The sequence below is a fragment of the Candidatus Vicinibacter proximus genome (assembly GCA_016713905.1).
Taxonomy (GTDB): domain Bacteria; phylum Bacteroidota; class Bacteroidia; order Chitinophagales; family Saprospiraceae; genus Vicinibacter; species Vicinibacter proximus.
The window spans coordinates 27798-42390 of the sequence record JADJOE010000001.1 but is presented as its reverse complement, the minus strand read 5'-3'; the positions used below and the strand labels follow the sequence as shown (position 1 = coordinate 42390).

Annotated in this window: 9 protein-coding genes; 7 read left to right on the top strand and 2 right to left on the bottom strand. The window is 39.8% G+C overall.

Annotated features, from left to right (window positions below; all coding sequences use genetic code 11):
- Positions 1-49: 49 nt before the first annotated feature.
- Positions 50-3691 (bottom strand): proprotein convertase P-domain-containing protein, encoded by a 3642-nt coding sequence (locus tag IPJ83_00165; protein MBK7878962.1) that lies wholly within the window; start codon positions 3689-3691, stop codon positions 50-52.
- 334 nt (positions 3692-4025) lie between these two features.
- On the opposite strand from IPJ83_00165, the gene secA reads away from it, so the two are divergent.
- The 6 genes from secA (at position 4026) to IPJ83_00135 (ending at position 12200) form a co-directional block, all read left to right on the top strand.
- Positions 4026-7343 carry a preprotein translocase subunit SecA gene (gene secA, locus IPJ83_00160; protein ID MBK7878961.1) on the top strand — a complete coding sequence of 1106 codons (3318 nt, stop codon included), beginning with the start codon at positions 4026-4028 and terminating at the stop codon, positions 7341-7343.
- 36 nt (positions 7344-7379) lie between these two features.
- On the top strand, positions 7380-7763 hold the full coding sequence (locus IPJ83_00155; protein MBK7878960.1) for a hypothetical protein: 384 nt from the start codon (positions 7380-7382) through the stop codon (positions 7761-7763).
- Positions 7764-7831: 68 nt separating this feature from the next.
- A complete protein-coding gene (gene rodA / locus IPJ83_00150) occupies positions 7832-9223 on the top strand; it encodes a rod shape-determining protein RodA (protein MBK7878959.1) in 1392 nt (463 codons plus the stop codon).
- A complete protein-coding gene (gene tgt, locus IPJ83_00145; GenBank protein MBK7878958.1) occupies positions 9220-10353 on the top strand; it encodes a tRNA guanosine(34) transglycosylase Tgt in 1134 nt (377 codons plus the stop codon). Before rodA ends, tgt begins: the two co-directional genes overlap by 4 nt.
- On the top strand, positions 10353-11459 hold the full coding sequence (locus IPJ83_00140) for an LptF/LptG family permease (GenBank protein ID MBK7878957.1): 1107 nt from the start codon (positions 10353-10355) through the stop codon (positions 11457-11459). Before tgt ends, IPJ83_00140 begins: the two co-directional genes overlap by 1 nt.
- Before the next feature lie 204 nt (positions 11460-11663).
- Entirely contained in the window at positions 11664-12200 is a 537-nt protein-coding gene (locus IPJ83_00135) for an RNA polymerase sigma factor (GenBank protein ID MBK7878956.1), read from the top strand.
- A 126-nt stretch (positions 12201-12326) separates the two neighbouring features.
- Here the strand turns inward: IPJ83_00135 and IPJ83_00130 are convergent, their stop codons facing one another.
- Entirely contained in the window at positions 12327-12851 is a 525-nt protein-coding gene (locus tag IPJ83_00130; protein MBK7878955.1) for a hypothetical protein, read from the bottom strand.
- 384 nt (positions 12852-13235) lie between these two features.
- Between IPJ83_00130 and atpB the strand changes: the two genes are divergently transcribed.
- Positions 13236-14588, top strand: coding sequence for a F0F1 ATP synthase subunit A (gene atpB / locus IPJ83_00125; GenBank protein ID MBK7878954.1), 1353 nt, complete (start codon positions 13236-13238; stop codon positions 14586-14588).
- Positions 14589-14593 lie beyond the last annotated feature (5 nt).

Below are 14593 nucleotides of genomic sequence, written 5' to 3'. Positions count from 1 at the left end.
AGTGCAGCTAACGGCTGCACTTTTTAAAATTTATTTAATTAATCCAACATCATCTGGTTAGAATAATTTTTTTAGTGGTCTTTGAAATACCTGATTTATATTCAAGAAAATAAACCCCATCTGAATATTGGTGTAAGTCAAGATTCATATTTTTTTCTCCAAACAACTTTCTTTCCAAAAGAGTTTTTCCGTTCAGATTTTTAAAACTTAGGACAGCACCTGAAGTGTTTCCTTGCGCTTCTATATTTACAACCAACATCCCTTTTGTAGGATTCGGAAAAGCTGAAATCAGTACATCATTTTTAGGATTATCAGTAGCAACAGGTCCTACCAGAATTTGGAAATTTTCAATTCCCAGCCAACCGCCTCTTCCATCGTTTAAGGTGTATGAAAAACCATCATAGTAATTGGTTGAACCATTATGGGTATAGCTCAACCGATTATCGTCCACATCTTTTTGGGTAAATGTGCTGCCGTACACGAGTACATTTCCATTTAATTTAAGCTCTCCAAAATTTGGAATGTACACAAGTGTATACACAAGATCATTTGGAACATTGTCTTTGTCTGTACACAGCAATAATTGGTTGTCTACACTTTTGGTTTCCCCTACCTGAAGTTTGAGAGGACCATTGTTAACCAATGCCGGAGCTTCTACGGTAAGGTCTGCACAATATTGAAGCGTAAAATTTTCCAGTTGTCCTGTTCGGAATGTATTTTTTGTGACGATCTCCAGTTTCCAATCTCCCTTCAGATCTTCCCCAATCAGTTTACCTAATGGTTCGAATGGTCTCATTCTTGTGCCTCGGGTAGGAGGACAAGTAAGTCCAATTGGCGCCTCATCATCAAAACTGCAATCAAAATCGAGGGTCACTGCACAATTGTAATTGAATAAATTAACCTTGGTTCCGGCAGGGCTGATCAGGTTAATGTTTACATCACGGACCGCGTCTGCCTGAATTTGTAAACCATTTACATTCATATCCGACAATCTACCGGAAAAGGCAATAGGAATGGCCGTTGTATTCGTACGGCTTGGAAATAGGCCTATAGGATTTCCGGTAAAAGGTTGGTCGATACAGGATTTATTTTTTGTCTGGAAAACAAAAATTTCAGATGATCCTCCTTCGCCGCATAGATTAACTGGAATTAATCGCCAATAGTAAATAGTGTTTTCCTTCAAAAGGATTGGCAATCTCAGACTGTCCACGAAAACAAATTGTTCAGAATATAAGATCGTATTGCCAAATGCTGGTGAAGTGGCTAATTCAAAGTGATAAGAATCTGCATTATCGCTTTTTTTCCATCTGAAAAGAGGGGTTTCAGTCAAGCCTCGTTCACTCCTGAAAGGAGATAAAAGAGAACCATCAGAAAAATCGTTTTTTATGGCATTTACATTCAATTCATCCCTTAGGGTATCTCCTGCAGGGGTAATTGCAGCAATGACTAATTTAAGACTAGCCTTGCCAGTCAGGTTTCTTAAATCAAGGGACAAATTGGATTCCTCATTTGGACCCAATATTGGTTTGCTGAATTGATAAGTCGATCCTGCTGGTAGTCCACTTTCCACAAATAAATTAACGTTGCCGCTAAATCCTCCAAACGCACAGGATCTGACCGTCACATTCAGAATGTCTGGAAGACATAAAGTAGCGACATTAGGGCTTACGCCCATACTTACTTTAGGAGTGGTGCTTTCGATAATCAGGATGTCAGCATCAGAGATGTCAAAAAAGATATGATCTGCGGCTCTGATCCAGATTCTTACCCTGATGTTATTCCCAATATCCGGAATATCAACCAATTCACTGCCATCATTGTCTGTATTGGCTTTTAAAAGTATTGGATTATTGTATTCCCTGCCTTTAAACATCAATATGTCTACTTTTTGGCAGTTGACCGGGGCCTCATTGGTTTTGTTGACATTCCATTTGATGGTGTTACAGGTATTTTTTACGAGACGGTCTGAAGTAGCATTAGGAAACTTAACCGCAAACGGTCCGGCGTTTTCTGAAACTTTAAGTTTGAGTAATTCATACGTGCTACCCCCTGCCCCAGGGTGGTTGTCACGTACTACGAACCGGAATTTCAAATCCCTGGTATTTTTTGGCAGGAACTCTCTGACATCTACATTATCCAGGTTAATAATGGAATTCCATTGTGGAATGGTCCGGTTGGGACTTGATCCCGGGAAAAGCACTCTGAAAAGTGGGCCATTTTCGGAAACATCACCCAACAAATCTCCATAAGCGCCATTGTCGAATTGTTCCCAGCCAAAAGTCAAGGTCGTATCTTCCAAATCAGATCCGCTCCCTTTCAATTCAAATGGTGTTTGGATCGGTAAATACAGACCTTGTTTGGTTAAAATGGTTGCGGATGGATAGGTGTTTCCTGCATCTTTTTTCACTCCGCAAGTCATTCCTCTGGTAAAGCCAATCACCTGTTCCAGGGAATTGGTATGGAAAAAGTTAGGATGAGGGAGGTTTGAGGATTCAATATTCAAATTGCCGCAAAGCCCGCTGTAGGACATGATAGTTGTTCCTCCACCCGGTTCATATCTGGTGCCACTTTCATTGCCATTGCAGTTCGAAAAGGTGTGAGAAGCACTGAATTGATGCCCCATTTCATGACAAAAAATTCTCTGTGCCACATAGGCCACATCGGTGGTATACCAGCAAGTTACGCCACGGGCTTTTCCTGAAGTTGCACATACAGATCCTAATGAAGCGATGCCACCTACATCTGTACAGGCAATGTTAAATACATGGCCATATTCATAAAATCCGGGTGTAATAATGGGATTAACAACACCTGGATTTTGATCTAACAATGAACCGCCTGAGCCATTGTTGTCATATGGGTCATTGTTGGGATTTAGAAAAACAATTTTATCATTATTTGCACATAAGTTGATGTGAATGGCAAAATCTTTTTCATAAACTGCATTTGCATAAGTAAGTGCATCTGCCATTTTGGCGAGCGCAGTTTGCACAGATCCGCCACCTAGACCGGAAGCCATTCCCCACTCTCCTGTGCAAGCCAGGGCAAGTCGGTAAGTATGGAGGATAACGGGTTGAGCACTCAATACAGAAGCCGCTAGCGTGTGTCCGTGATCTTCCTTAGTTTTATTTTGATCTGTAAAAACCACTCTGCCACCTTCACCACAAGCTAGGGAAAGTCCTGATGGGTCAACTTCAATGTTTTTAGCCCAGTAAACACCATAATTGTCCGCATTACCTTTAACAAGGGGTTCGATCACCACATCACCCTGATCGGTAAGGATATATGCTTTGAGTTCTGAGTTTGTCATGAACAACCTCATGTAGTTCATCCCATCGCTGCCCTTGTAAGTTTTAATTTCGGGATATTTCAGAGCCAATTCCGGCTCCATTACCGGTGATTCCATGATGTGGAATTCACGCACATTTCCATCCGGCATGGGTAAGGAAATAGATATGGTTTTACCAAATTGATTTTCAGCAGGGGCTTGTGTCAAAATAAAAGACCTAAGTGTATTGAAATTGATTTCAAATTGCTGATACGCCTTGATGGATCGCCAGGACGGGCTCATTTGTTCAGTTGGGACCAGGTTTTTGGAACCAGGGGCCAGTTTCCAAACCGGCTTTTGAGCCACTAAACTTATCGAAGCAATAAAGAAGGTGAAACTCAATAGTAAAAATGCTTTTTTCATGAAGGAGTTGGATTTACTGCAAAAATAGGAATTAAGTAATGAAACACGACTTTAACGAACATTTACCAGGGGAAAAAGTCCATATTGTCCAATATGTAACGTTCGAGCGCTAAAAAAGTGGCAGTATATACCAAAAACTTTTTAGCGAATTATCAAATCTAATGACATAATGGAATTTCAATGGAAGTCGGATTTTAACTTACAAACTTATCAAATCCGCAAACATGACTGCCATATTGACATGATTAGTCAATATGGTATGGTTTGTGACACAATATTCACTCCCATACTCCGTAATATCCATTAATTTTGCCTCCTTATTTAATTCGAACAGATGTTTAATTTTCTTAAAAAAGTTTTTGGGACCAAGCAGGATCGTGATGTAAAGGAATACAATCCCAAAATTCAACTGATTCTCAATTACCAGCAAGAATATTCCAAACTCAGTAATGATGAGTTGCGGAATAAGACTTTAGAATTCCGAACCCGAATCAAAGAATACCTGGCTCCAATTGATGCCAAAATTGATCAATTGCGTGAACAGGCTGAAGCAGAACCCGATATTCATACCAAGGAGGATATTTTCAACGACATTGACCGGGAACGAAAAGAGCGTGACGGCATGATTGAAGAAATTCTCAGGGAAATATTGCCCGAAGCATTTGCGGTGGTAAAAGAAACTGCCTATCGCTTTACCAATAATACCACCCTGGAGGTAACAGCAACCGACCGAGACAGGGACCTTTCTGTCTCCAGGTCATACATAAATCTGGATGGGGATAAAGCATTTTATTCCAACAGTTGGTCTGCAGCAGGTGGTGACATTGTATGGAACATGGTGCATTATGATGTTCAGCTCATAGGCGGAATGGTTCTTCATGATGGTAAGATTGCCGAAATGGGTACCGGGGAAGGAAAAACCTTAGTGGCCACTTTGCCCGCTTACTTGAATGGTTTGTCCGGTGAAGGGGTACACATTGTCACGGTCAATGATTATTTGGCCAGAAGAGACTCTGAGTGGGTAGGGCCTATTTTTGAATTTCTGCATTTGAGTGTAGATTGTATCGATAAGTATAAACCGCATTCACCACAAAGAAAGAAGGCTTACGAATGTGACATCATATATGGAACGAATAATGAATTTGGATTCGACTACCTGAGGGACAATATGGTCCGTAACATGGATGAGAAGGTCCAGAGAAAACATCATTACTCCATGGTGGATGAGGTGGATAGTGTATTGATCGATGATGCAAGAACTCCATTGATCATTTCAGGTCCGGTAGATATGGACGAAGAGAGTGAGGAATACAACAAACTAAAGCCAAAAGTAGAAAGGCTCATCAATGAGCAAAGAAAATTGCACAATCAGTTCCTTACGGACGCGCGAAAATTAATTTCAGAAGGCAAGACAGGATCCGGTGAGGGTGAAGGAGGTTTGGCATTGTTCAGAGCATACAGAACTTTACCCAAATCCAGGCCACTGATCAAATTCCTTAGTGAAGATGGCATCAGGAATATTCTTCAGAAGACGGAGAATTTTTACATGCAGGAGCAGAATCGAAACATGAAGGTGGCTGATGAGCCATTGTTGTTTACGATTGATGAAAAAAACCGTCAGGTAGAACTTACCCCAAGAGGAGAAGATTTTATGGCTACCGGGGAATCTGAGCCTTCGTTTTTTATCATTCCTGATTTGGCGGAATCCCTTCATAAAATTGACCAGGATGAGAATCTTAAAAAAGAAGAAATTACAGCCCAGAAGGAGAAAATACTCAATGAGTTTGCCATAAAATCCCAACGATTACATTGTGTAAGTCAATTGCTTAAGGCGTATACCTTATTTGAGAAAGACGAGGAATATGTTGTCCTGGATGGAGAGGTAAAAATTGTGGATGAAGGCACCGGACGTATGCTGGAAGGCAGAAGGTATTCTGATGGATTGCACCAGGCACTGGAGGCGAAAGAAAATGTAAAAGTTGGGGAACTTACACAAACTTATGCCACGGTTACCCTGCAGAATTATTTCAGGATGTACCATAAGCTTGCCGGTATGACCGGTACTGCTGAAACCGAAGCCGGAGAGTTCTGGCAGATTTACAAATTGGACGTTGTGGTCATTCCAACCAATCGGCCTGTGGTCAGAGATGACCGTGAGGATCTGGTGTACAAAACAGCCCGTGAAAAATTCAATGCAGTCATCGAAGAAATTGAAAAATGTACCAACTCAGGAAGGCCTGTTCTTGTGGGTACTACTTCCGTAGATATTTCAGAAAAATTGGCGAGAATGCTTCAACTGAGAGGCATTGCACACAGTGTGCTGAACGCCAAACAACACCAAAGGGAAGCAGAAATAGTAGCAGAAGCAGGTAAAGCAGGGAAAGTTACCATTGCCACCAACATGGCCGGTAGGGGAACAGACATAAAAATTTCTGATGAAGTGAAGAAATCTGGTGGTCTGGCGATCATTGGTACCGAGCGGCACGAATCCCGAAGGGTGGACAGACAGTTGAGGGGTCGTGCAGGAAGGCAGGGAGATCCGGGATCTTCCCAGTTTTTCGTATCCTTTGAAGACAATCTCATGAGGTTGTTTAACTCGGATCGAATTACCGGAATTATGGACAAACTTGGACATAAAGAAGGTGAGGTAATGCAACATTCCATGGTGACCAAATCTATTGAAAGAGCCCAAAAGAAAGTGGAAGAGAACAATTTCGGGATGCGTAAGCGACTCCTGGAATACGATGATGTCATGAATATCCAGCGCGAAGCAATTTATAAAAAGAGAGATCATGCGCTATACGGTGAGCGACTTGCGGTGGATCTGAGTTATATGTTTAATTCTACACTCGATGCACTGGTTAAAAATGCAAGAGCGTCAGGAGATCTTGAATCATTTATCAATGACTCCATCACCATGTTTGGTTTTGAACCAGAGATAGATGCTGCATTTTTTAAAGAATCTCCATTACCTGATCTACAAAATGAATACCACAGACAGTTTTTTACCCACTATGAAAAGAAAGAATCACAGATCAAGGAAATCCTGTTTCCTTATATAACGGATGTATATAAAAATGAGGGTCACAGATACCAACGGATTGTAGTTCCTTTTGTAGACGAATTAAAAGAACCGCTACCCATATCTGCAGAGCTGGAAAAAGCAGTTAAGTCTAAGGGGAACAGTATCATGAGGGATATAGAACGGTCAGTAGCTTTAAGTATTCTCGATACCAATTGGAAGGAGCATCTACGTAATATGGATGAATTGAAGGAATCCGTACAGGCAGCCTCCTTTGAGCAAAAAGATCCATTGGTTATTTATAAAATGGAAGCCTACAAACTTTTTGAGATGTTGGTTTTTAAAATGAACCAGGATATTACTTCCTATCTCGCAAAAGGAAAATTAATGATCACTGTGAATCAAGAAGTGAAGGAGGCGAGGCAACAAAGTACAGACCTCAGCAGAGTAAGGACGAATAAAAGTCAGGAAGATGAAAGGGCAAGACGTGCAGCGGAACAGGCAGGCAGAGAATCCATTCCACAAGTACAAACCGTGCGTAACAGTGCACCTAAAATTGGAAGGAATGATGTGTGTCCCTGCGGAAGTGGCAAAAAATATAAAAACTGCCATGGTGCAGGATTGGGCTAAGAAAATTTGCAGGAAAGGAATCGAAAAATTAAGTTTATGAAGTATCTGTATATAATTGTTTTCATGCTACTGATGTGCTTACATGGAAATGCACAGGCAGGAGTTCAAATAGATGCAGAACCGTCGATAATCTCAATGATGAATCAATATCTGAGGATAAACAAGAGTATTACACACATATCCGGTTGGCGCATCACAGTCATTACTACAGTAGATCGCAGACAGATGGAGGCGACAAGAATAGATTTTCAAAAGCAATTCACCTATCCTGTTAAATGGGAATACAAAGAGCCATATTACCATTTGAAGGCAGGCGCATTCTTGAACAGGAATGACGCTGCTTCTGCTCTTGAAAATATAAAAAAGAAATTCAATTCTGCTTTTTTATCCATTGATAAAATTCAATATAATGAGTTGTAGAATTTGATGTATCAATTCTTTCATCGAATTTTCATCAGCAACTACAAAATTTATTAAATCATCTTAGTATGATAAGAACGGTAAGAAATGCACAATATGATTGGATGATCATTGGCATTTATCTTAGCCTGATTATCATAGGTTGGTTTAGTATTTATGCAGCAACCTATACCTACAGTGAGGATACAAATTTTTTAGATCTGTCGGTTCCGATTACCAAACAAACAGTTTACATTGCTATTGCACTTTCTGTATTTATAATAGCCTTATTTATTGATGTTAAATTCTGGCACACTTTCGCGTACATTTTTTATGGTATAAGTATTTTTTTATTGCTGCTAGTACTGTTCGTTGGTTCAGAGATCAAAGGAGCTAGAGCCTGGTTTGTAATTGGCGGATTTTCTTTCCAGCCTTCTGAAATTGCAAAGTTTTGTACAACGCTTGCCGTATCCAGTTACTTGTCCTATTATAAGGTAAATTTAAAAACCGGAGTTTACCAATGGATTGTAGTCGGAATCATTTTCGCACCAGTGTTTTTCATTTTGTTGCAACCGGATGCAGGTTCAGCCATTACTTTTTTGTCTCTTTTTATATTGCTTTTTATTGAGGGCTTCAATCCTGTTTATTATATCTCTGCGGTATCGCTTTTTTTATCTTTTGTTTTTTCCATTTTATTTCCATTGGAACAGGTTATTATGGCTATCATTCTTGCGGCAATCGGGTTTAGTTGGTTTAATTTTAAAATTTTCAAATACCACTACGCATTACTGGCAGTACTTTTAATTAGTCTTATTTATTGTTTTTATTTTCTCGGATTGGGATATATGGTTTATGTGGCTTTGGGTTTCCTGGGCGTCAGTCTGATCATGTTGTGGAGGAACAGACAGGAAAAATTATCTCTGTTTCTACCGTTGGCAGTGGCAGTGCTTTATGCATTTTCTTATTTTTCCATCAATCTTTTCAATGGCTTAGAATTGCACCAACAGGAACGTATAAAAGTTTGGCTTAAGCCTTCTGAATGTGATCCAAGAGGTTCCCTTTATAATTTGTTGCAATCCAAGGTTGCGATTGGATCGGGAGGCATGTTGGGAAAAGGATTTATGAATGGAAACATGACAAAGTTAAAGTTTGTACCAGAGCAATCCACCGATTTTATTTTTAGTACGATTGGCGAAGAACAAGGATTTTTCGGCAGCGTCATTGTGATATTATTATTTGTGGTGCTTATTTGGCGGATATTGAATACGAGCGAACGCATTACCAATAAGTTTGCTTCTTATTTTGGTCTGTCGCTGGCAGGATTTTTATTTATTCACGTTCTTGTAAACATCGGCATGACCATGGGGCTGGTTCCAATTATTGGAATCCCATTGCCATTTATCAGCAAAGGTGGATCCTCATTGATTGGATTTTCTTTAATGCTGGGTGTTTTTATCAGGATGCAATCCAGATCTGCATGACCGGATTTAATTTAATACATGAGGATACCAGCTGTAGAGCCAGAACCGGGGAAATCCTTACAGATCGTGGAGTTGTGTATACACCCGTTTTTATGCCTGTCGGAACATCAGCTACAGTGAAAGCAGTCCATCAGCAGGAGCTTTCCTCTGTAGTAAAAGCGGAAATTATACTTGGAAACACCTATCATCTTTATTTGCGTCCGGGTCTGGAAGTGATTTCCGAAGCTGGAGGGCTGCACAGGTTTATGAATTGGCAGGCTCCTATTTTGACGGATAGTGGAGGATATCAGGTTTTCTCCCTGAGTGCCCGAAGAAAAATTAGGCCTGAGGGCGTTACCTTCCAATCCCATATAGATGGTTCGAAGCACATTTTTACACCTGAATCCGTAGTGGACACGCAACGGATACTTGGTTCAGATATCATGATGGCATTAGATGAATGTCCACCTTATCCATGTACCAGGAAATATGCAGAGAAATCATTGCGAATTACTAATGACTGGCTGACACGGGGAATCCAGCATTTTATAAATACCGAATCCAGATATGGGCAGAAGCAAATATTTGTTCCCATTGCACAAGGTTCCGTATTTGATGACCTAAGGAAGGAATCCATTTTGTTCAACAGTCAATACCCAAATCCCATTTATGCCATAGGTGGACTTTCTGTCGGTGAACCACAAGAAGAACTTTATAGAATGGTGGCCTGGTCAACAGAATTTATGCCTCGCTTAAGTGCGCGCTATCTGATGGGCGTTGGAACACCTGCAAATCTTTTGGAGTGTATTGCACAGGGAATCGATATGTTTGATTGTGTTTTACCTACACGAAATGCAAGGCATGGAATAATTTATACGACTAAAGGAATCATCCATATCAGAAACCAAAAATGGAAGACAGATTTCAGTATGATTGATGAGGGACTTGATGTTCCGACCAGTAATTTGCACAGTAAAGCTTATCTACGCCATTTATTTATGGTAGGAGAAATTCTTGCTGCACAAATCGCCAGCATACAAAACTTAAGTTTTTACACCTGGTTGATGAGGGAAGCTCGGAAGCAAATCCAATTGAATAATTTTGACTCCTGGAAGAGGGAAATTTTGATCACCATAAACCAAAAATTGTAATGGGGATAAAAGGCTTAGGCCTGTCGATTTTAGATAAGTATATCCTTCGTAAATATGTATCGACATTCATATTTACCATGGCCATTTTGTCCCTTATTGCCGTTGTTTTTGATGTTTCTGAAAGAATAGAAAAATTTATTTCCAAAGATCTTGGGTGGTGGCATGTGACCAGAGATTACTACTTCAATTTTATCCCCTGGATTAATTCGCTGTTGTTCCCCCTTTATTCACTGATCACCGTGATATTTTTTACATCCCGGATGGCTGATCAGACCGAGATTATTCCCATATTCAGTTCAGGAATTTCCTACAGAAGGTTTCTGAGGCCATTCATTATAGCAGCATCATTTTTCACTCTGGTGCATTTGGTAGGGAATCACATTGTAGTGCCAAGAGGCAATAAAATTCTCAAAGATTTTGAGAATACCTACATCAAGACTTCCAATATTTATTCCAAGGACCGCAATGTGCACTTGTTTGTCGAGCCTCAGGTAGAAGCTTTTATTTATCTTTTTAATGTTTCGGATTCTTCAGGAAGTAATTTTCAATTGAGGAAGTTGGAAGGATCCAGAGTGGTACAAATCCTTACTGCAAGAACGATACGTTGGAAGGGCCCTCCGCACATTTGGACATTGGGGGATTATGAGATCAGGACCTTAGAAGACAGCACAGAAAAGTTTAATGTTTACCAGGGTAAGTTTGTGGATACTTCGCTGAATTTGTTGGTTTCGGATTTCGTCATTCTGAAAAATAGGAAGGAAATGATGAGGACCCCGGAATTGAGCGAGTTTATTGACCGGGAGAAAGAGAAAGGTTCAGGAATCACTGGTCCTTATGAGGTGGAAAAACACCGTAGAACGGCAGATCCATTTACTTCTTTGATTTTGGCAATAATAGGTACCTGTATTGCGTCAAGAAAGGTAAGAGGTGGTCTTGGTCTTCATCTGGCCGTTGGTGTAATCTTGGGCGTGGTGTTCATTTTTCTGTCCAAACTTTCACTCACATTTGCCAATAATGAGGTAATTCCTCCTTTATTGGCAGTTTGGATACCAAATATAATATTTTCTTTTGTGGCATTTTATACATATAAAATTGCGCAGAAGTAAAAGTGTAGTATATTATAGTGAAAATATTCATTTTTTGAAATAAACGAAAGCGGTTATTTATTTGAAATTATCTAATGCATTAGGATATTGTAAATCAGTTGAATAGGGAAGTTTGCGTAAATTAATATTTTCTTAACACTTTTTTGTTTAACTAAATACCCTAAACAATTAAACAGAATCATATATTTGTAAAAATTTAGCAACATGTCGACGTTAGAGTTCTACACATCTTTTGATAAGCAGTCACAGACCCTCCACAACTTTGCCTTCAGTCTCACCAGAGATTCAGAAGATGCAAAGGACCTATATCAGGAAACTGCCTTCAGGGCATTATCCAACAGAGATAAGTTTCAACCGGGAACCAACTTCAAGGCATGGCTAATCACCATCATGAAGAATATCTTCATTAACAATTACCGCCGAAAAGTAAAAGGAGGAATTGTAAATGACAACAGCGAAAACCAATACTATCTCAACTCCATAAATAATTCCATTTCCAACAGTGCTGAATCAGACATCATGATGGATGAACTGAATGGAATGGTTGAAAGTCTGGATGATTCACTGCGAATTCCTTTTCTCCGTTATTTCCATGGTTTTAAATATCAGGAAATCGCAGACGAACTGGAACTTCCACTCGGTACTGTGAAAAGCCGTATTTTCTTCGCACGTAAAGCCCTCAAAAATATGATCGCCCAACACTATAAGGGATATGAGGATATTGCGATTAGGGAGAATTAGGCAATGTGAAAATTAGCTAATTAGTTAATGATTGATTTTACTTGGTGGGGAGTTAGTTACTTTTTCAACAATCATTAGGATTTGTTTTTGCCAATGTTAAAATTGGTTTGGAGAATGGGTTTTACTTCATTTATACTCTCTATATTTTGACATAATTTCTATTGAAATCAAATGCTTTTTGAGATAAGCAGTATCTGAAGAATAACTTCCTTTTGAAGGAAAGAAAACCTCAATAGTAGGAATGAACCAGCCATTAAGATCCGGGAAAGCGTTTTTTAGACCTATCTCCCCGTTACCTTTCAAGTCAAGTTTATTTACTTGTAATGGGAAAGTCTTTTCAAAGAGGAACTGCCAGCTCACACGTCCTCTAGCCTGAATATCCGGGGATAGTTCTGGATCAAGAAGTGCAGCCTTAAATTCCGTTTTAACATGTTCATCTGTACAAACATGATCTACCAGATTTCCCCATTGGAAAACCCTGTTATTACCTTCCATGTAGTTGTTGAATTGTCCACCAACGGTATCAAATGCACCAGAGCCTAACAAGTATAAATCATAGGTTAGGGAAGGACCGCAAGGAGAATCATCCAACAAATCACAAGTGGTCAAAAAGAGTAAAATGAAAAGAAAATAAATGAAAAGCTTATTCATCATGGTCGATTTAACTGATCATACAATAAATCGTTTTATGAAGTTTTTTGAGTACATAATTTGTAAATAAGATTAAAAATAACTAATAAATTTAATAATTGTACATAATTGCAAATAAAATGTGGTTGCTCTCTAAATTCGAAAAGTAGCCTGGTGACGGAATTGTAACACAGAATAAATTTTTAAAAAATGATGAAGATCGACTGAATGAATTTCAATTTTTCACAAATCGAATCCCATTAAAATTAGATTTTGCGGTCCGGTTTTCTTTTCACTAAAGAATCGGTATCAATAAACAAATTCTTAACAAATAAGGCTTCATTCGATTTCCTCAAATAGCTAAGATGGCTTAGCTTTGCAGCGTTTTTCCAAAGGGTCTTTCCCATGAAGAAATTATATAAAATCCTAACTTTATCAGTCCTCTTTTGCTTCGGCCGAATAGAGGCTCAGCAACCTGTAGGTGCTGAAACACCTACCCAGCATGAAGCTCATGAGCATAATCATGGTTCATCCCAGGAGGGACATGAGGGGCATAATCACGGACCGATCTCCGGACAAACTGCACCTGCAGAATCTGCAGACCACGCCACCGGTGACCACGGACATGCACCATTTAATGCGAAGGAGACTGCTTTCCACCACATATCCGATTTGAACGTTTACAGCATTGGTCCATGGAATTTTCCATTGCCATGTATTCTGTACGCACCTGCTTACGGATGGTCCGTTTTTTCTTCAGGCCGTTTTCACATTGATGATGCGCACCATGGTTCCGGACACGTAGCTATCGATCGATATGTGCTACATGAAGGGAAGGTTATGAGAATTACTGATCCTACATTTCCAGTAGGAGAAGTGGAGATTCAGGGATTTTCAACTGAAGTAAAAGACGAAACCGGAGGGAAGAAAGAATATATCTATGCTTCTTATCAGGGCAGAAATTTTCAAACAGAGAAAGCAAGTACTGCTGATGGTGGATTATTCAAAGGAGGCATTACCGGCTTTTACGATTTTTCCATCAGTAAGAATGTATTTGCCATGTTGTTGGTGGTAGGATTTATGTCGCTGATGTTTATCGGTATGGCGCGCAAATACAAAGCAAATCCTGGTACTCCGCCAACAGGCATCCAAAAATTAATGGAGCCAATAATACTTTTCATTCAGGATGAAGTAGCCAAACCGTTTATAGGGCCAAAGTATGTGGGCTACATGCCCTTGTTGCTTTCCTTGTTTTTCTTTATTCTAGGCTTGAATTTATTTGGTCAGATTCCATTTTTTGGTGGCGCCAATGTAACCGGAAATCTTGCGGTGACCATGGTGTTGGCTTTAATCGTTTTCATCGTAGTGAATGTAAAGGGTAACCGCCACTATTGGGAACACATCCTGTGGATGCCGGGGATTCCAGCAGGTATCAAAACCTTGATAACACCCATCGAAATTCTGGGTATTTTTATCAAACCGGTAACCCTGATGCTCAGGCTTTTTGCCAACATCACTGCCGGGCATATCGTGATTATTATTTTCGTCAGTTTGATATTTATCATTGGTAAATCCGGAGAAAATGTTGGTGCCGCTTCAGGCGCTGCTATAGGTTCGGTTTTACTTTCTTTGTTCATGATGGCCATAGAGCTTTTGGTGGCATTCATCCAGGCTTATGTGTTCACACTTTTGACGGCATCTTATATTGGCGCTGCAACAGAAGAACATCACCATGAACATGAGGCAGAACATCATTAATTTTT